This window comes from Fictibacillus enclensis, assembly GCF_030123385.1.
Lineage (GTDB): Bacteria > Bacillota > Bacilli > Bacillales > Fictibacillaceae > Fictibacillus_C > Fictibacillus_C enclensis.
Map to the genome: position 1 here is coordinate 2564295 of NZ_CP126109.1, position 20078 is coordinate 2584372.

Here is a 20078-nt window from a genome sequence, read left to right on the forward strand (position 1 = left end):
GACTATTCTGCTATTAAATTATCTTCTATAATAGACCTACCATCTAAAAAAGTAAATCCTTGTAAATACAAAAATAAAAAGCAACTTCAGAAGAAGCTGCTTATAATTCCGTCATATATCTTTTTTTGTTTCTAAAATATGCCCACTCCCGGAACCCGATCTCTTTTAATCGCGTCTGGACTTCTTCAAATTCATCGCCGACTCGCTTCGGGGTATGAGCATCAGAGCCAAACGTCACGGCTACACCATGGAACAGGGCACGTTCGAGTAGCTCATCTGCGGGATACCATCCTCCGCAGTCTTTGTTCTTTCCGGATGTATTAATTTCGATGGCAATTTCATACTGCGAGATGGTTTTCAACGTTTTATCGACGGCCTCGGTCTGAATTGTGGAAAAAGCAGGATAGTAACCTTTCATGGCATCGATATGGCCGAGGATCTGAAAAATCCCGCTTTTGGCCGATTGCTCGATCAAATCATAGTAGGTTTCTTTCGTTTCCTGCTTTTGTTTTTCGGTTAACCCCTCCCAGCGGTTTCTTTTAAAAATACTTAGTCCGCTCACATGATGCACCGATCCGATAATGTAATCGAGCGGAAATTGCTCATAGTATTGCTGGTACATCTCGGCATGCTCGGGAAAAAAGTCCGATTCCACACCCAATAGCACTTCAATTTTTCCCTGATACTCTTCCTTGAGCTGAAGAACCTCCTTGATGTATTGGGGAAAGTGGCTTTTGGCCATCGCAATACCTGGAAAGAGATGGTCTTCTTCACTGTACAGATAAGGTGAATGGTCAGAGATTCCGATCATGCCCAAATGGTTTTCGATTGCGGCCTCAATGTATGAGCGAATGCAATCTTCCGCATGGCCACATCGGTCATGGTGAGTATGATAGTCAAACTTCATGTAAAACCACCTCTTTTAAAATTAAAGTCTAGTATCTTATTTTTTGATAGAAGTATAAACTAGATTGGCGATTTCCTTTGAAAGCGGACCTGTACTTGGATAACTCCCACTTGGAAGTGGTCCGTTATTCTGCTTGTTGGTCAGTACGATAATTTGCAGGTTATATGCCGGATCAAAAATTACTTGTGTGCCGGTAAAGCCGGTATGTCCGAACGCTTTGGAAGAGTAATAGTCTCCCATGTACCAGTTTTTGCCCTTTTCCCAGCCATATGCCTGTCCAAATGCATGCTCCGAGGTGAAGTTTTGAATGGTTTTTGCCCCATACACCTTTTCCTTCCCATAAGAACCGCCGTTCAGCATCATTTGGCCGATGACGGCTAAATCCCTTGCTGTTGAAAACAGTCCGGCATGGCCGGCAACTCCTCCATTTCCATAAAAACTGTTGCCATCATTCACTTCTCCTACCAGCGTGTAATGCCGCCAGCCAGGAAACATGTTCGGATCCTCTTCTACATAATAGCCGAAATTGGGATCGTCTATCATTTTATATTCGTAAGGGTTTCCCCATGAAGTCGCAGCAATCTTGTGCCTCAGACTGGCATCAGGGGTAAACATCGTATTTTTTAGTTTCAGTGGCTGGTAGATTTGTTTTTCCAGATAGACATCAAGTGGCCGGTGGGTGATTTTTTCGATGACAAAGCCAAGGGTCATAAAACTAAAATCACTGTAAACGCGCTTAGTGCCTGTCGGGTATTCCAGGGGTAAGTTGTTGATGATCTCCAACACTTGCTTAGGATTTCTGGCATATAAGTAAGTTGGTTTCCAAGGGGTTAATCCGGAAGTATGTGTAAGTAAATCGGCAATCGTCACATGCTCTTTTCCATTTTGTCCGAAATCAGGGATATACTTTACAACCGGGTCGGAGAGCTTCAGCTTTTTTTCATTTACAAGCTTCATGATGCCTTGTGTGGTACCCATAACTTTGGTTACAGAAGCCAAATCAAAAAGCGTGTTCTTTTTCATTTTACGGGGATGGGAGAGCAGAACGCCCATGTCATATTTTTGTGCATCTCCGTATGCAGTTTCTTTTACGATTTTCCCATTTCTCGCGACCAAGACGACAGCGCCAGGCGTCATTCCGGTTTGGATCGCCTGCTTGGCTACCCCGTCAATTTTCCCTAACGTCGTGGAACTCATTCCTACCGATTCAGCATGACCGTATGTTAGTTTTGTCGCTTGAGCAGACGCCTCCGCTCCGGCAGGTATTGCAGCAGAAATCAAACAAAGCGCCATAAAAGTACTCAACCATTTCTTCAACACAATCACTCCTTTACCCTTTTATTTTTTTCACATCCCTCTCCGCTGAAAGTGAACCACCTCCGGGCTATGAGAATTTGTTCGTTGAATAAAAGCCACATGGGACCTCGTGACAAAAATCTGTGACCGAAAGGCATAGATCACTGAATCTCCAACATTCATTCCATCGTTTTTCTCAAGGCTTCCATAATAATCGATATTTTCGTAAGACGGAGGCTGCACGCTTGTTTCTTGTTTCAATAGACGTTGAGGGGTATTTCCATAAAACGCTTTTTCCATATTGGACCTTGCGTAAAAGCCTCCAGCAATCGTATAAGCCGCGTAATCATCCATATGGGAAATTTCTGAAACATAAACCAGGCATGGGGTTTCTTGCAGTGATGATGTATAAGCATGAAGCGGTGTGGTTCCGGTCATGGCATGCCCCGGCTCTCCATGGGTAATACCATGTTCTTTTAAAAAAGGGATTGTAAAGCAGCTTGTTGAACCCGGCGCATTAATATGAGTCACCCTCACCCCCTTATCCTCCATGATCTCTCTCGCTTTTTTTAACGTTTCGAGGTTCATTGTAAAATCAAAACCGGTTTGACCTTTGTTTAGCTGCAGAACCGGAAAGCTGGTCAAGCCAGTCACGTTTATTCCTGGAAGCTTGAGCAATTCAGGGACAGCAGCATTTATTGTGTTGAGGGGAAACCCTCCATGCTGGCCTGGATACAACACATCGTGTTCACTGATAACACGGAGTATCACATTCTGCGATTTTCCAAGAGACAAAGCGGCCTCAGACAGCTGTTCTGCCCGCTCCAAGGAAAAAAGGGTGATCACTTCCGGGCAGATTTTGGTGAGAACTTCCTTCCACTGCTTGTTTCCCGGCTGAACCAAATGCCCGACGTTTCCGATTTGGCAGCCTGCTTTCTTCAGATTAAATGCCTCATCGATATCCACAGCAACTGCTTTTGAAATGCCGTTCTTTTCAATGACCTGTCCAATATAACCGCTTCGCCCGATTTGTTTTGTCATGTAATACAATTGCAAATCATGCTCTTTGGCACACCGGGAGAGACTTTGAACATTGCGGCAAAAGGAATCGAGGTCAATCACATACGTATTGGGCGGAATGGACCCGTTTTGATGAAGGGCTGCAGCTGCTTTGACTAATGCCGGGTTTCTCTTTTTCATCATGTCTGTAAACATCGTCGGGAGCTCCTTATGATATGTCATCCATTATCTTGTTAAGTATCGTTAGCACGGTTAGTGCCGAAGCTTTCATCGGATTGACGCGGAGACCAAATTCCTTTAACCGCGGCTGATGCTCAAGGAAACTGCCGGATACACGGTAAATCATGGGCAACAGTTCATATTTCGATTCAGCGCCAACCGGGTAGGTCGCTGCACCATGGCAACTTGCGTTTTCAATTACTTTTTGTGCAATGGGCTTCTTCAGCTCTACGATCACATTTTTTGACTGGGAATTGGTAATATACGCCTCTTTTACGAAGGGGACCTCTCCTTTATTTAGTCTTTCGCACAAATCTTCCACCTGTTCATTTTGAATGGCCAGCATAACAGGTGCCATCGTCATGGCGCGCAGCAATTCATGGGCTTCATGCCCTTGAACCTGTCCCCCTCCTGAATAATTGCGCTTATGGAGTGTTTCGATGAAATTTTTCGTTCCCAAAATGACTCCAATTCCTTCTGGCCCCAGAACTTTAAAACCGGAAAAGGTGGAAACATGGGCCCCATATTCAACGCCTATTCCTTTCATTTTTAAAGCGCAATAATTATCATCGACAATGATCATTACATCCGGCCGGAGATCTTTGACTTGAGAAATCACTTCCTGAATCCGATAAGTGTCTGTTGGCTGCTGCCTTGCATGCTGAACATAAAATACCTTGATTTCTGTATGTTTCTGTAAGGCTTTAATCAGTTGCTCCTTGCTGTTGTAATTTACCGGTTTCTGCACTAACCCCATCAGGCGAAAGGTTTCCCTTGTGGTCATGTATATCGGTGCATCATGGACAAAAATGGAATCCCCCGGCCCAGCTAAAATACTTAACGCTAACCGGATGGCACCGGTTCCGCTTCCTCTTGCCAGTGCACACGCTTCACTGCCAAATACATTGGCGATTACTTTTTCCGCCTTTGCTGTCGTTTGCGGCCGGTGATGGTCGGGATGCAACCCGACATCGCCGAGGGTAAAAAATGAATTGTGGTGAAAGACTTTAGTCATCTCTTCTACCAATCGAAACTGCAGTTCCTTTGCTTCTTCCATTGTTCGGTTCTCCAACATAGATTCCGCATATTTAAGTCGCACCCTGTTCACCCCCTCTCCTTAATGCTGAACGCCTTTTTCGGATTTTCCTTCAACAGCTTCTGCATGACCGCGTCTGTCACTCCCTGTTTTTTCAAGGCAGGAACAAACGACCGGAGAACAACATCATACCCTTGTCCGCCGAAAGAACGCAGATGGGATTTTCTCGTTAGATCACTGGAAAGCAGCAGTTGGTCTTCATATCCCTCTTCCAAAAAAAGAAGCAGAGCATTCAAGCGATCCTGATCCGATCGGTAATTCTCTTTACCGATCGTGTCGAGAGCGACATATGCCCCGCTTTTCAATACGTCCAAAACGACTCCGTTATCCTGGTTTAAGTCCTGATGTCCGATGATGACCTGATGAAGCGGTAATGCTTCTGTAATAAACAAATCGATCTGTTCGGCAGCGCACGTTCCCAGAGTGGTATGGGTGGAGAGAGGCAAACCCGTCTGACGGGCTGCCTCTATAGCGCCATGGAATAATTCTGTTTCAATGGGTTTAAATTCATTGAAACTGCTGCCAATCTCACCAATGACCCCTGGCTTGATGCCTGTTCCAGCAATACCGTAACAAATTTCATCTACCATCCACTCAGTAAACTGATCACGGGTCCATTGCTGTTTATCTTCTGGGATAAAAGGATCCTTATAACAGCCTGTACTTGCGACAATGTGCAGATCGAGCGTTGTGCTCAATTGTTTCAGGATCTCTGGGTTCCTGCCCATTCCATCATTCGTGACCTCGATCACCGTCCGGCCGCCGAGCACTTTAAATTGCTCCAAGTCTTCGGCGACTAACTTTTCATCCTGCAAACAGCAATCCTTGTCGTTTTTGATATGACTTAAATCCACATATAGGTGTTCATGACAGGCACAGATACCTAATTCATCTGGCTCGATCAGACCTTTCACGGTTTGTATAAGCATGTATTCTCCTCCTTAGCCTGCAGGCGGTGTGTACAATCCAATCCACACGAGAATATTTCCGAGAATCCCCACGGCGATAGCCCCGATTGGACCTACAGCCATGCGGACAATCGGCCGGCCTGCCGCCTCGTTGAGCAAATAGAGTCCGGCAATCGCAAAAAAACCGAGTCCTGGAACAATGGCGTTGGCCGCGTTCGCACCGCCGATCAGCAAAGCCACTTCAAGCACCCGTGTCATGGCGGTACGAATGTTTTCGCCGGATTCACGAATACCCGGGTAGCGGTCAAGCACTTTGGCTAACTGTGTCAGCAGCATTACTTCGGCAAAGATAATAACTGCCCCCAGAAGGGCGGCGAGGAAAGGGTTAGGTGAAAAAATACCTGCGCCAAAAACAAAGGTAAATCCAACAGGGCCATAAACCCCCGTTGCAATGGCGGTACTTGCGATTAACGGGACGAATCCTATCGCTTTAGCGAGTGAAGCAATACCGCCTTCGGAAATCTTGCCGTCAGAAAGCAGGTTAAGAGAAATGGGATCTCCGGCAATCATAAGCTGATTGGTTGCAACGGCCACGAGCGCGCCGCTGATCATTAATACCCAGGAGTATTTCTTGATCTTTGCGACCCGTTCGGTAAACAACGAGGCAAGTATGGAAAGGTTCTGATCTTCGGATTTTTCCCTCATGGCAAACGAAAGCAAAAAGACCATTCCTATGATTAAAGCAATACCTTCAGGACTTAATACAACTTGTGTTCCGTTAATCGAAATCAGTTTTTCCGTGTTGGCAAAGACGATAAGCTGACGGGCAATGGCTGCTGCGATAAAGGTAAGTACACCTTTCTTGATGCTGAATTGCAAGGCAACAGCAATGGCAGGGAACACCATAAAAGAAACAACCACCGGTTCGCCCACTTTATTGAATCCATCCACGAAATTAAGAGGCAGCATTTTAAACACTTCAACGACCGACTGGAGTCCATAGTAAATGCCAAGTCCATATAGGGCTCCTGCCACACCTGCCAATACGGCATTCACTTTGCTCCGGTTAAACGCCAGACCGATGATATCAGTACCAAGCAAGATACTGTGGATTAAGATAATACTTCCTGCAATCGAGATCGGAATTCCAAACCCGATGACAAGACCAAAGCTCATGGCGAATGCAGTTACTCCCAATTCTTTGCGGCTCATCCGTCCTTCCAGATTTTCTGGTACGATTGGACGGAGACCATCATTAAAAACGGCGATTCCCAAATTTGCCATAACTGCAGCAAGCGCACCAATACAAACCATTAACCCCGCTTCCAGCATGATTTATCCCCCTTATTTTTTTGTTTTTGATCTATGTGTATTGTTTCAGTAAGGCTCCCATTACGTATTCCACCGCTTGTTCCTTATGATCTCCTGTAAAACCAAATGCTTTTATTCCTGATTCCACCGCTTGTTCCACCTGTTCTTTAACCGGCTTTTTACCAGGCATGGAAATGGTGGCACATTGCGGTTTTCCCAATAGAGCAATGGCCATGGCAAGTGCTCCGCCTCCCCCGGTATGGCAGGCTCCGAGGTAATAATCCGCTCCGCCTGATTTAATGAGCATGGCCGCTTCCAGATCCGATTTTATAACGACGTTAACCTGATCTCCTCCTGCAGCCTTGACCAACTGTTCAATTTCCTGCTTTTCCACTTGTCCTCCGATTGCAATCCTCATTTGTCTCCCCCTCTGCTAGGCTGATAGCACATTCACAAAATGCAGGTATAAAAACTCTTTTTCTTCTTCTGGCAAGTTTTGATTTAACAGTTTTTCAATCCAGCCGACACGTCCCCGTGCTTCCTCCATTTTCGGAGATTGATAGACTTCCATCATGATATCCGTTGGCGGCGGGAACAGCTCCTGCTCTCTTTCTATTCTTGTTAGTGCCATTGCGAGATGTGTAATCAGCATGGTGTACTGGTCCGCTTCATTCTCGCTTACAAATTTCTGAATGGTCTTCCGGCAGATGTCAAAAGCCGTCTCTGTAATGGAATCGCTGCTTTTTAACAACTCCAGGCGTTCCAGCAATCCTTTCACTTAAATCCTCCTTTCAAAAAAACTTCATTAATATTTAGGGAGATGATCTCCTGTTTCTACCATTTCCTGAATCTGTTTTACCTTTTCTAAATGAACCAGGCTCAGTCCATAAGCTCCCTTTTTATTGTCTTTCCGGGCTACACATACGGCCTCCCCCATATACTCTTCCTTCTTTTGTGCAAGTGGCGAAGAAAGCGGCATGGTGTGATAGCGTTCATTATCCACCTCATCCATATTCCAGATGGTGGCGTCGATTGTTTTTGCCTGAATATGCCGAAGCAAATGCATGTAGTTCAGCTCGATGTATTGCACGTTTTTATTCTTTGTCTCTTCTTTAATCAAAACTTGTTGGTCAGTTGAGAACGGGTCAATTCCAATCTTCATCCCGTCTTCAAACCTTTTGTATTTTCGGTCTGAAAAAATAACCGCATGTTTGGATACATAGGAGTAGCTTCCAAACGAAAGAAGAATGGAAAGTTCAGGATGCTCCTTCATGGCTTCATTTGCCGAAAACCTGGAAACGATGGCAAAATCGTACCTGCCCTGCACTACCTCATGAAGCCGGAGTTTTGCTCCTCTCATGAATGCAATACTTAATTCCATTCCTTGCGCCTGAAACTCGGAAGAAAGTCCGGATGCGAGCCCTTCGTACTTTTTGGAATAAGGCAAAGGCATAATTCCCGTTAATCGCTCCATGCCGCAAAATTTCAAGAGCTGAGGGGTGTTTTTGTACCGTAAAAAAGTCCCCAAATGACCTTTGGCATGAAGCCGGATACTTCCGCTTTCCTCCAGGTATTTTAGAACAGTCTGGATCGTGCCTCTGCCCACACCGTTTCTACTGGCTAAATCGCCAATCTTTGGGATGCGATGATCCACTTTAATGAATAAGAAGGATTCTGCTATTTTTTGCAGGATCATTCCTTTTTTTGATAAAAGCCGTTCATTCATTTGTGTTCTACCACGCTTTGTACAAAATTTTGTATTTTCAACATCAACATACCATATGCGAAAGAAGGAGACAATAAATTTTTTGAAAATTAAAAAAAGAGCCATCCCAGCAGGATGCCCCTCGTTCTCTTACTATTTTATAGAATGTTTTATTTCAATACCTCGTTTGCAATGGAAACGACATGTCTAATTTTTTCCCACTGCTGCTCCTCTGTCAGCAGATTTCCTTCCTCTGTGGAAGAAAATCCGCACTGAGGGCTGAGACAGATTTGATCCAGTGGCACATACTGGGAAGCCTCACGAATTCGTTCTTTGATGAGTTCCGAATCTTCCAATTCGCCGAATTTTGATGTAATCAGTCCCAGAACAATCTGTAAATCCTGCCGGTTCACATGGCGAAGAGGTTCGAAGCCGCCGGAACGCTCATCATCAAATTCAAGGAATAACCCGTCCACCTTTAATTTTCCAAAAATGTATTCGGAAGCATTGTCATAGCCTCCGCTTGCCGTATAGCTGGATTTAAAGTTTCCTCGGCAGATGTGCATGGTGATGACCATGTCTTCGGGCTTTTTGGCAATGGATTCATTAATGGCACGTGTAAATCGTTCAAGCAATTCATCCATTGAGTAACCTTTAGCGGCAATCTGTTCCTGACCCTTTTCAGAGAAGAAAACCGCCCACGCCGTATCGTCCAGCTGCAGATACCGGCAGCCTGCATCATAAAAGGCTTGAATGGCTTTCTGGTAAACCGTGATCAGATCGTTAAAAAATTCATCTTTGTCCGGATATACCTTTTCATCAATCGTTCCCCTGAAAAACAGCATGTTGGGGCTGGGGATGGTAAATTTTGCGACATGGTCCCCTGCAAGGTCATGAAGGAATTTATAATCTTCAAGCATCGGATGGTCGCTAAAGTCCAGTTTGCCAACGACCTTGATTCCGTGTGCTTTCGTTTGTACACCGTTAAACTGAATGCCAGCGTCTGTTTCGTAAAGTTCCACACCTTCTAATTGAGACAAAAAATCAAAATGCCACCAGGCACGGCGAAACTCTCCGTCCGTTACGGCCTGCAGCCCTGCTTCTTTTTGTTTTTCCACAAGACGTGTAATTTCTTCATCTTCAATGTTACGAAGCTGCTCTCTCGTAATGTCTCCATTTTGGTGAAGGACACGGGCTTCTTTAATTCGCTCAGGGCGTAAAAAACTCCCAACATGATCGGCTTTGTACGGTCCTTTTGTTAACGTTGTTGTCAATTGTCACAGCTCCTTGAAATTTTTTAACCCTATTATAACCATAAAATTGAGCTATTCGCTATGCTTTTGTCTTAATTCATCAAATAATGAAAATTTTTTATCATAAAAAGTCTCTCCTTATTCGGAGAGACCCATTTTTTCATTATTAGTCATTGTCTGCAGGTGACGGTGCTTTGCTTTCGGGTTGCTGAGCCACTACATCAGGCGCAAGAGGAGCTTTATCTCCCGGATATGGAGTATCAAACCCTTTTGTTGCATACCAGACGGCGTGATTTAACATATTGGCGTTGACTTCATCTGGGGAAGCGGTTTTTCCGCTCAAGAACTTTTTGTTCTTATTTGACCACTCCGTCCATTTCTGCGCCAGTATTTTTGAAGTTGATGTCGTTTCTTCTGTATTGGCTAGTGCAGCAGTATTAGCTTTCGGCTGGCCGTTCAGGGTATTCAGCGGAATGCGGTTACCTTCAGCTTTATACGGTGTAAAATCAGGCTTGTTCGTAAAAATTTCGCTCATTGGCTGAGCAGCCGCATCGTTTTGGTTCATTGCTGGAAGTCCAAGGATTTGTTCAATACTTCGAACCATGTTGATAACGGTCCAATAACGGCTGTTGGTAATCTCCTTTTTAACCCATGGACTTATAACATAAGCCGGTTCCCGGTGTCCGTCTACATGGTCCAATCCGTTCTGTGCATCATCTTCTGTAACGAAGATCACGGAGTCCTTCCAATACGGACTATGAGAAATAAGATCAACTATTTTCCCGACAGCCAAATCATTGTCTGCCACCATGGCCTGCGGGGTAGGATTCCCGGTGGCTGTTCCTGCTGTATGATCATTTGTTACCCAAAGCGTGTTTAATGCCGGAAGATCATTATTTTTTACATGTTTCTCAAATTTCTTTTTGAAGATTTCAAAACGGTATTGATCTGGAATGTTCATATCAAACGTTGGGTACGGTTTGTGCGTGATTGGTCCTAATGATGGAATATCGTAAGTAGCTTTATAATGGCCAATCGGAACATGAAGATCTCCTTCCTGTTTACCAGAAAGGTTTAAATAATCATTGTACCAGTCTGTCCACGTTCCAAACTCTTCCGGCCCGACAAAGCCGGTGGTATCTTCTCCGAAGTTTTCTACAGAAACATTATATTTACGGGCTTGGTCCCATAGATGTCCAGTCGGTGCATAGGCCATTGGATCTCCTGCTCCACCGGGGTAGCTTCTTACGTTAGCTGTATCGGTTTCTTTGTCTTCGTAATCTGTATTGGTTCCTTGCATCACCCATTGATGGCCACTTGCTGATTGAATCCCTGACACATAAAAATTGTCCAGAAGCGGAAAAGTGTTAGCCAGCTTGTGAAAATTCGGTGTCACTTCTTCACCAAACTGAGTGATGGCCGGTTCGCCATTGCCCTTTCCTAAATCACCGAGTACCTGGTCATACGTTCTGTTCTCCTTAATAATGTAAAATACATGCTTAATGGTAGAAGGCTCACCTACCCGTTCCGGCATGGCAACCGGCTTTTTGTTTGGGCGGGCCTTGGCATTTAAATCTTTTAAGCCATACCAATTGTTATTTTCATACACTTTCTTTGTCCCTTTAATTATGTCTCCCGTTGACGGAATCGGCATCAGTGATATCGACCCAACCTGAGCATAGGAAGAGTGGCCGGAAACCGTAATACCCTGAATAGTGGATGTCCTTGCCGGTCCAAGAGAGCCGACTCCATCAGCATTTGCCACAATGAGTCGTTTATTTTTGGAATCCATTGCCATATCGACCGGGAACCAAGCGGTTGGCAGCAAACCGAGAAGTTCCGGTTTCTTTTTTGGTCCCTGCCAGTCATAGACGGCTACAGCGTTTGCTCTTCCTAATGTTACAAGCAAACGTTGATCATCCAGCATTTTAATCGAGTTTGGAGCTGCTCCCTTTTTCGATTTAGGATATGGCTTTACATCAATGGTTTGAACCACTTTATTTGTTTTTGTGTTGATAACGGATACAGAATCACTGTTGGTATTCGTTACAAATAAATACTGACCGGATTGCGTCATTCTTTCAGGCTGGACGCCCACTTTAATGTTTTTGATTACTTTCTTTGTGTTAAGGTCTATGACTGAAACGGTTCCTGTTGATGTCGCCCCTGTTTTCTTGTTAATGACCACCTGTGTCCCGGAAGAATCAACGGTGGCATCACCAGGCTTTGGCTTTCTTCCTCCCTGATTGGTTACATATGCCTTATCTCCGTCTATCCAAACACTGGTGGGCGCATTTTCAACCGCGATTTTGGATGTGATTTCCCCGGTTGTCGGATCGATCAGCCCCAGACTGTTATCCCGGTTTAGCGCAACAAGGAGTTGTCCATATGGCGCTACCCTGATATCGAGAGGATTAATATTTCCGCCTGCAGCTGCCTCAGGAAGGTCATAAGTCGCTTTAACTGATGGAGTTCCATCTTGAGCGACAGACATGACAACAACTTTACCAGTTTTGCCGGTTGAACCTGTTGCATATAACTCTTTTCCGTCCTGAGAATAGGCTACACCCCACATGTGAGAAAGTTTCAATTTAAAACTTGTAGCCATAAGTTTCCCGGTCTCAAGATTGATCACATTTAATCCATTTCCGCCATAATCTGTTCTTCCATTTAATGCAACTGCTGTCTTACCATTCGGATGAACCGCCAGTGAAATAGGATTTCCGCCAAATTCAATTTGCTTGCCGGCAGGTGTTACGAGTTGGTTGACCGGAGTTACCACTTTACCGCCGGGCTGCCGACCGACCAGTTTTTTACCGAAAGGATCCTGCACCGTGGCATATACGCTTGCCGAGCCAAGCAGAACAGTGCTGAGCGCGATCCCCGTTATGAACTTTTTCTTGTTTTTCAACAATTGCCTCTCTCCTATCATTTGGTATGTATTTCTAGATTAGAATACTCCTCCACTTTTAATCTTTCTTTACGTTAACGTAAATTTAATTGATTAATAATGTAAAATATTCAAATTATTTCTTAATGAATGAAACCTGCAGCATGGTTGCTGCAGGTTTCATTCAGGCATAATTTTTTTGCTCGTGTTCTGTACGGTCAGGCAGTGCCTTTCTATTCATCCCCTTATAAAAAATCGGAATAATGATCAAGCTGCAAAAAGTGGAAGTGACTAAGCCTCCAATGACAACAATACCCAGAGTTTGTGATACCACAGCATCCTGACGTGAAGAAAGTGCCAAAGGAAGAACCGTTAATACCGTCGTAAGAGCTGTTGTTATAATGGGGCGTGCCCTTGTTAAAGCAGCAGAACGAACAGCCTCCTCAAGATAAGCTCCTCTTGCAATATTTCTTTCGATTTTATCCACAAGGACGATTCCGTTGGTAACTACAATTCCTGTTAGCATTAATAATCCAACCAAAGCTGCCAAATCCCATTCCAGCCGGAAGATGAACATGGCGATGACTGAGCCGATAAATGCTAATGGAACACATATCAGAACAGATAATGGTCCCTTCCAGCCCTTAAATACCAAACTGACAATCATAAGTACGAGCAGAAAGGAAAAGGCGAGAGCTATGGCCATTTCATACATCATTTCATTAACTTGCTCCGGTATGCCAGAAAATGAATACTGAATATTCTCTGGTAAATCCAGTTTTTCCATTTCATCCTTCACTTGCCTTGAAACACCACCCAGATCACTGGAGATGATATTTGCGGTCACTTCTGCATATGGCTTTCCGGCTTTTTCCTGAATTTCCGTACCATCTTTATCTGCCTCAACCGTTGCCAGCTCACGGAGCTTCACTTGCTGTCCCTTGTTTGCAGTAAACGTTTCATTACTTAGCCGGGCTAAGGAATCAGACGCCTCTTCATTCTGATTTAAACTCTGAGTATTTTTGAAAACAACCGGGAATGAAGTGTCATTAATGTTCAATTGTCCGATGGCTCCTTCAGAAGTATAGTACTGTATTCGCTGGAGCACATCACTTTCTTTAATGCCATTTCGTTCAATCGCTTTTTGATCGAGATTGATGCGATACCCTTTCACCGTTCCTTCCTGGTCTGCTATGTTCTCAACTGCGAGCCCGGGAATATGTGAGAGATGCTGCCCTATACTTTGCGCCATAGCTTCCAATGTCTCGGGAGCTGCTCCTGTAAGATTAATCTTTAACTGAGAATCATCTCCCGCTATTCGTTGATTGGTTACGGTATAAATTGCTTTTCCTGACCGTGCATCCAGTTGTTTTTGCAATACTTTCATAAACGAATTAACATCTGTTCCTTGTTTTAGGCTAACCAATAAATTGGCCACGTTTGGCTTTTGAATCCAACCGCCCCCTGCATCAAAAACATCATCTGATTCCGGGGTGAACGATGATCCAAGCAAAGAAGAAAACCCGCTTACCTTTTTGTTTGCTTTTAACTCCCCTTCAAGTTTTTCAACTTCAGCTTCCATATTTTCTAATGATGTGGTTTGGGGTAATTCCAGACGCACGCCAATTTGACCTGGTTTATGGGCCATTGGAAGAAAATTGACCGGCAAAAAAGCAGCTCCCACACCACTTAGAACAAATAGGACAAGGATGATCGCAACAATTCTCTTTTCATATTGGAACCCCCAATGCAACAGCATTCTGGCTTGTGATTCAAGTGGATCCTGACTTTTTCCTGGACTTGTTTTCCAGACTACATAATAAAGTGTAGGAACGATAAACATGGCAACAGCAAGAGAAATAACAAGCGCGATAACCACCGACCAGGCAAAACCGGAAAAAGCAGAACGGATCAGTCCTCCGATCAACGCGATTGGGATATAAACAGCTATTGTTGTTGCAGTTGAGGAAACGATGGCAGGCAGCATTTCAGCAACCGCTCCAACTACTAGTTGTTTTCTAATTCTTCCGCCAGCCTCCTGAATTTTTCGGTTCATATTATCCAGAATTACAATGGAATCATCAACCACACGTCCCATTGCAACAATTAACCCGGAAACTGTCAGCAAGTTTAAACTTATTCCCATCGTGTACAAAATCCCTGTTGTTGCCAGTAAACAAACGGGCAGAGATAAAACGATAAGCAACGTTGAACGCACCTGACGGAAAAAGAGGAAGACACAAATCATGGAAAAGAGACATCCGAGCAGTCCTTCTTTTACCAGACCCTGTAATGAAGTGTTTACTTCCTGGCTTTGATCAAATAAAATAACCGATTTGACTTCATGGTTCTTAATTTCAGGTATAGCACTCAGTTTGCTTTTTACCCGTTCCCCTACTTCTGTGATGGTAGATTCGGAAGTTTTTAGTACATCAAGCTGCACACTCGGTGATCCATTTGTCCGTGAAATGGTTTGAAGATTGACAACAGCATTAGAAATATCAGCTACACGGAAAAGAGGTATTGTATGACCATCCTGTCGCTTGATTGGCAACTGCATGAGATCATTTTTAGATAATATCCAGCCGGTGACTTGAATGGGAAAAGAAGAGATTTGATTAGCTACATTGCCTTGAAGCATGGTTGAATGTTTCTTTTCCAATGCGGATTGTACATCGTCAATCGACAATCCTTCTTTCTTCAGCTTTTCAGGATTTAATTGTAGAGAGTAACCCGCGTTTCCGCCGCCAGTAACTTTTATATCTTTGACACCTGGTACCGTTTTTAGCTCATTCGCGATCTCTTCCTGTATCAGGGTCCTTAACCCGTTTTCTGTCACATTGGCAGATGAACTGGTCAGATTGATGCTCATGATCGGAAACGAATGAGTACTTAACCGGGTAACAACTGGCTTTTTTAACCCTGAAGGCAATTGCAAATCATCAATAGCCGCACGTACATCCGTTTCAGCTTGTTTCATATCGTAGCTCATGGGAAAATTGAGCCGCAAGAATGAGCCTCCCTGATACGAACTTGTCTCAATGTCCTGAAGGCCATCAACCACTCTGACGGCTTGTTCAATAGGTTTGGTAATAGAGGTTTTCACTTGATCGGCTGAGAAATTCTGAGCTTGAGCAGAAACGGTTAGAGTCGCATTGCTGATCTCCGGCAGATAATCCCGCTGAATCTTCCAGGCGCCGACAGCACCCCAGACCATAATTAATACGATTAACGTAATCATAAGTATGGCGCGGTTCATTACCGCATTGAGAATTGACTTCATTTTATCCCCCCCTTTGTTTTGTTGATTATCATGGATCTTTGATTTATGTAAATTTTTCCTGTTACTAGTCCAGTATAAAACCCTTGTGTAAAAACCTTGTTAATTCAGCGTAAAAGAATTGTATATTGTTAAATACTTTTCTTGTAAACTATTTCTCCATACAAAAAACCCCTTAACACGTAAATGTTAAGGGGCCTTTCTATGTGTCTAACTTTTTACTGAGTGTTCTGCTTTTTTAAAGACATCGGCCAGGGAAACCCACTGCTTAGTCCGGGCCGATTCCTGCACAGCTTCCAATATTGCCTGGTTCCGGACGCCGTCAACAAAGTTTGGTAGCGGACTGTATCCTTGATCAATGCCATTCATCAATTCCACCATCAGGTTGGTGAAGGTATGCTCGTAACCTATGATATGGGCTGCCGGCCAGTAGGCGCCTGCATAAGGGTGGACCTCTTCGGTACAATTTATGGTTCTGAACCCCTGGAGTCCATCTTCATCCTCATGAAAATAAACATCAAGATTGTTCATGTTTTCCATATCCCAACGAATGGATCCTTTTTCTCCGTTGATCTCAAACCGGTTTCCGTTTCGGTTGCCTCCTGCAAAGCGTGTCGCTTCAAACGTTCCGATGGCACCGTTTTCAAAACGGGCGAGGAATACACTTGCATCGTCTACCTCAACAGGACCTTTTTGTTCGGATGATCCTTTGCCACTTAATCCCGAACTGTCCTCCACAATGGGCCGTTCTTTAATGAATGTTTCCATAATCCCGCTGACTTCCTTGAATTCTCCGACTAAAAAACGGGCGAGATCGATGCTGTGTGCGGCCAAGTCACCCAATGCACCGGAGCCGCAGACCTCTTTGCTTAACCGCCAAACCAGTGGAAATTCGGGGTCCATGATCCAATCCTGCAAATAGGTCGCTCGGATATGATAGATTTGACCCAACCGGCCATCTTCGATCAGTTTTTTTGCCCACTGTACGGCCGGAGCAAACCGGTAGTTATGGTTGATCATATGTACCACACCATTTTTCTCCACCGCATCCAGCATCCGTTGGGATTGTTCCAGCGTCAAAGCCAGCGGCTTCTCGCAAAAAACATGTTTGCCGGCTTGTGCGGCTGCAATAGCAATCTCTGCATGACTGTTGTTAGGAGTGACAATATCAATGAGATCAATGTCATCACGTGCAATCAGTTTTCGCCAATCTGTTTCATAGCTTTGCCAGCCCATGGTGGCTGCCGCTTCTTTCACGCCTTCTTCATTGCGTCCGCAGATGGCTTGCAGGACCGGCTTCGCCTTTGTGTCAAAGTAAAACGACACATCCCGGTACGCATGAGAATGCGCTTTTCCCATAAACTTATAGCCGACCAGTCCTACCCTTACCTGCTTTTGGTTTACGCCCACCACATCTCAACAGCTCCTTCTTCAATCAATTTGTCCTTTAAAAAGGCTACTGCTTTTGTGAATCCTTCTTCGACACTCATTAATCCATCTTCATGCTCAATGCTGATTGCTCCGTTATAACCAATCGTTTGAAGAGCGCTGATGATATCCCTCCATGTATCTTCTCCATGGCCGTAACCCACGGTTCGGAACACCCACGACCGGTTGGCGATGTCGCTATAACTCTTTGTATCAAGTACACCATTTAATGGATGGTTTTGTCCATCGATTTTTGTGTCTTTGGCATGAAAATGAAACAGCGCTTTTTCTCTTCCAAGTGCCCGGATGCATGCGACCGGGTCCATCCCCTGCCAAAAATAATGGCTTGGATCAAAGTTTGCGCCAATTTGATCTCCGCATTCTCTTCGTAATCGAAGCAGCGTTTCCGTATTGTATACAACAAATCCGGGATGCGGCTCGATGGCTGCTTTTACGCCATGTTCTTTTAGAAACTCATTTTGCTCCTTCCAATACGGAATGACTTTTTCGTTCCATTGCCAATCCACAACTTCAGAAAAATCGGTCGGCCAAGGGCATGTGATCCACACAGGATGAAGAGAATACTCGGATTCACCCGGACATCCCGAGAAAGTAACCACCTGTTCAACACCAAGCTTTGCGGCCAGGCGAACCGTATCCTGAAAGACTCGATGGTGCTCTTCTGCAATATTTTGATTGGGATGCAACGGGTTTCCGTGGCAGCTGAGGGCACTGATCTGAATCCCCCGGCACTCCAGTGCATATTTAAAGTCATTCAATTTTGTTTCATCTGCCAGCAATTCAGCCGGCTTGCAGTGGGCATCACCGATATAGCCTCCAGTGCCGATTTCTACCGTATCCAGCCCACTTTCCTTTATGTAATCCAAAGCTTCTTCAAATGTCTTTTTTGAAAATAACACAGCAAATACTCCTAATTTCATCGAACTCTCTCCTTTTTTGATTTTCTGATTATTTAACAGACCCGGAGGCCAGTCCTCCAACGATATGTTTTTGAAACGCGATAAAAATAATGATGATCGGAATAACACAGACGGTTGCCACCGCCATCAAGGAGTTCCAATCGGTTCCATACTGCCCGACAAAGGTATACAAATGAACCGTTAATGGCCGGACGCTTTTGTCCGTGGTCAAAATTAAAGCAAACAGCAAGTCCCCCCATGCGTGTAAAAAGCAGAAAGATCCAACTGTCAGGAGGCCGGGCTTTGCCAGCGGCAGAACGATTTTCCAAAATGCGGTAAAGCGGTTGCATCCATCAATGACCGCTGCTTCTTCAAGCCCTTTTGGAATGGACATGAAAAATGGGCGAAGCACAAGTATGGCAAATGGCATGGAAAGCGTGGCATTGGCAATGATCAAGGAAATAAAATGGTTTAATAAATGAAGTTTAGAAAACAAGATAAAGAACGGTAAAGCAAGCATGATGTTCGGCAGCATTTGGACGACCAGCAGAAATCCTATCATCCAGCCCTTTCCTTTCAACTCCAGACGGGCCAGCGCATAGGCGAATGGTGAAGCAAACAGCAAGGTCAATATCATGGAACCTGTTGCGATAATAACACTGTTTAAAAAGAATCTCAGAATCTCGGTATCTTGTATAAAATTTTTCACATAAGCTTGAAACTGTATCTCGTGAGGGATGATCTGTGGAGTGGTTGCCAAAATGCCAGACATCGGTTTTATGGATGTGGTGACCATCCAGTATACAGGGAACAGAAAAATGATGGTCGATATGACAGCAATGGCCGTCGTAAAATATTTATTGTTGACCTTCGGGAGCGAATTCATTACACATTTTCCTCCTTTCTGACCAGCCATAAATAGACCAGAGCTACAAGTACCAATAAACCGAGCATAATGGTGTTTATGGTGGCGCCAAGGCTAAAATTATAGTTGGTAAATGCCATTTCATAGGAGTAGAACGGCAAGACCGTTGAACTGTTGACTGGTCCCCCGCCGGTCATAATCAATATGATGTCAAAGACTTTGAAGGTGTAAATAATGCCCAGTATGAGCAAGGTCAAGATAGTAGGCTTCATAAGCGGAAGGGTGATAAAAAAGAATTGCCGAATCTTTCCTGCTCCATCCACTTTGGCCGCTTCATAGGTTTCCTCAGGCAACGATTGGAGACCGGCCAGCAAAATGATCATATTGAACGGAATCCCGATCCAGATGTTGGCCATGATGGTGCTGTACAATGAAGTATGATCATTGATCAGCCAATGAATCGGCTGGTCAATCACTCCCAGCCATAAAAGAAGATGGTTAATGATTCCGTGGTCACCGGCAAACATCCATTTAAATAAGGTGCCTGTAATCACCATGGGAATCATCCAGGCAATCAAAATGAGCGCCCTCATTACGTTCCTTCCTGGAAATTTCTTGTTAAAAAACAGAGCAAAGGCAAAGCCGATCGTAAATTGGAAAAAGATACAGAGACCGGTAAAGATTACAGAGTTTTTTAGCGAAAGAAGGAAAATTTTATCTTTCAGCACCGTCACATAATTTTCCAGACCGACAAAGGACTGTTCCTTTAAAATATTTAAGGCTGTTAAATCCTCAAACGTAATTTTCAAGTTATAGCCGATGGGCAACACCAAAAACAGAAGCAGAAAGACTCCGCCTGGCAGTATGAACAGGTAATTACCCAACGACTTTTTTCGTTTTGCTTTTTTTCTGCTTTCCATAGTGACGTTCCGTTGCCAAGAAGTATCCGTTTCTACATTCATGACTCTCACCACCTTTTC

At 44.3% G+C, this 20078-nt stretch carries 16 protein-coding genes; all 16 read right to left on the minus strand.

Features of this window, described 5'->3' with window-relative positions; all coding sequences use genetic code 11:
- Window positions 1-100: 100 nt before the first annotated feature.
- Entirely contained in the window at window positions 101-907 is an 807-nt protein-coding gene (locus QNH15_RS13495; protein WP_283888897.1) for a histidinol-phosphatase, read from the minus strand.
- Window positions 908-943: 36 nt separating this feature from the next.
- Window positions 944-2224 carry a serine hydrolase gene (locus tag QNH15_RS13500; RefSeq protein WP_283888898.1) on the minus strand — a complete coding sequence of 427 codons (1281 nt, stop codon included), beginning with the start codon at window positions 2222-2224 and terminating at the stop codon, window positions 944-946.
- 30 nt (window positions 2225-2254) lie between these two features.
- Window positions 2255-3418, minus strand: coding sequence for an alanine racemase (locus QNH15_RS13505; protein ID WP_283888900.1), 1164 nt, complete (start codon window positions 3416-3418; stop codon window positions 2255-2257).
- A gap of 13 nt (window positions 3419-3431) precedes the next feature.
- On the minus strand, window positions 3432-4499 hold the full coding sequence (locus tag QNH15_RS13510) for an aminotransferase class V-fold PLP-dependent enzyme (RefSeq protein WP_283888901.1): 1068 nt from the start codon (window positions 4497-4499) through the stop codon (window positions 3432-3434).
- Window positions 4500-4546: 47 nt separating this feature from the next.
- A complete protein-coding gene (locus QNH15_RS13515) occupies window positions 4547-5467 on the minus strand; it encodes a phosphotriesterase family protein (protein ID WP_283888902.1) in 921 nt (306 codons plus the stop codon).
- A 12-nt stretch (window positions 5468-5479) separates the two neighbouring features.
- On the minus strand, window positions 5480-6778 hold the full coding sequence (locus QNH15_RS13520; RefSeq protein WP_283888904.1) for a YhfT family protein: 1299 nt from the start codon (window positions 6776-6778) through the stop codon (window positions 5480-5482).
- A gap of 31 nt (window positions 6779-6809) precedes the next feature.
- Entirely contained in the window at window positions 6810-7175 is a 366-nt protein-coding gene (locus tag QNH15_RS13525) for a DUF2620 domain-containing protein (protein WP_283888905.1), read from the minus strand.
- A 15-nt stretch (window positions 7176-7190) separates the two neighbouring features.
- A complete protein-coding gene (locus QNH15_RS13530) occupies window positions 7191-7535 on the minus strand; it encodes a PRD domain-containing protein (protein WP_283888906.1) in 345 nt (114 codons plus the stop codon).
- Between the two features lie 27 nt (window positions 7536-7562).
- Window positions 7563-8483 (minus strand): GntR family transcriptional regulator YhfZ, encoded by a 921-nt coding sequence (yhfZ, locus tag QNH15_RS13535; RefSeq protein ID WP_283888908.1) that lies wholly within the window; start codon window positions 8481-8483, stop codon window positions 7563-7565.
- 149 nt (window positions 8484-8632) lie between these two features.
- Window positions 8633-9736, minus strand: a complete 1104-nt coding sequence (locus tag QNH15_RS13540; protein WP_283888910.1) for a 5-methyltetrahydropteroyltriglutamate--homocysteine S-methyltransferase — start codon at window positions 9734-9736, stop codon at window positions 8633-8635.
- Between the two features lie 145 nt (window positions 9737-9881).
- Window positions 9882-12626: a bifunctional YncE family protein/alkaline phosphatase family protein gene (locus tag QNH15_RS13545; protein WP_283888911.1), complete on the minus strand. Its 2745-nt coding sequence runs from the start codon at window positions 12624-12626 to the stop codon at window positions 9882-9884.
- 163 nt (window positions 12627-12789) lie between these two features.
- The gene (locus QNH15_RS13550) at window positions 12790-15888 is read right to left on the minus strand and encodes an efflux RND transporter permease subunit (RefSeq protein ID WP_283888912.1); all 3099 of its coding nucleotides are present in this window, start codon (window positions 15886-15888) and stop codon (window positions 12790-12792) included.
- Window positions 15889-16095: 207 nt separating this feature from the next.
- On the minus strand, window positions 16096-17295 hold the full coding sequence (locus tag QNH15_RS13555; protein WP_283895560.1) for a Gfo/Idh/MocA family protein: 1200 nt from the start codon (window positions 17293-17295) through the stop codon (window positions 16096-16098).
- Entirely contained in the window at window positions 17286-18254 is a 969-nt protein-coding gene (locus tag QNH15_RS13560; RefSeq protein WP_283888913.1) for a sugar phosphate isomerase/epimerase family protein, read from the minus strand. The genes QNH15_RS13555 and QNH15_RS13560 overlap by 10 nt, the downstream gene beginning before the upstream one ends.
- A 28-nt stretch (window positions 18255-18282) precedes the next feature.
- Complete coding sequence (locus QNH15_RS13565) at window positions 18283-19119, minus strand: carbohydrate ABC transporter permease (RefSeq protein WP_283888914.1); 837 nt, start codon at window positions 19117-19119, stop codon at window positions 18283-18285.
- On the minus strand, window positions 19119-20060 hold the full coding sequence (locus QNH15_RS13570; RefSeq protein WP_283888916.1) for a carbohydrate ABC transporter permease: 942 nt from the start codon (window positions 20058-20060) through the stop codon (window positions 19119-19121). Before QNH15_RS13570 ends, QNH15_RS13565 begins: the two co-directional genes overlap by 1 nt.
- Window positions 20061-20078 lie beyond the last annotated feature (18 nt).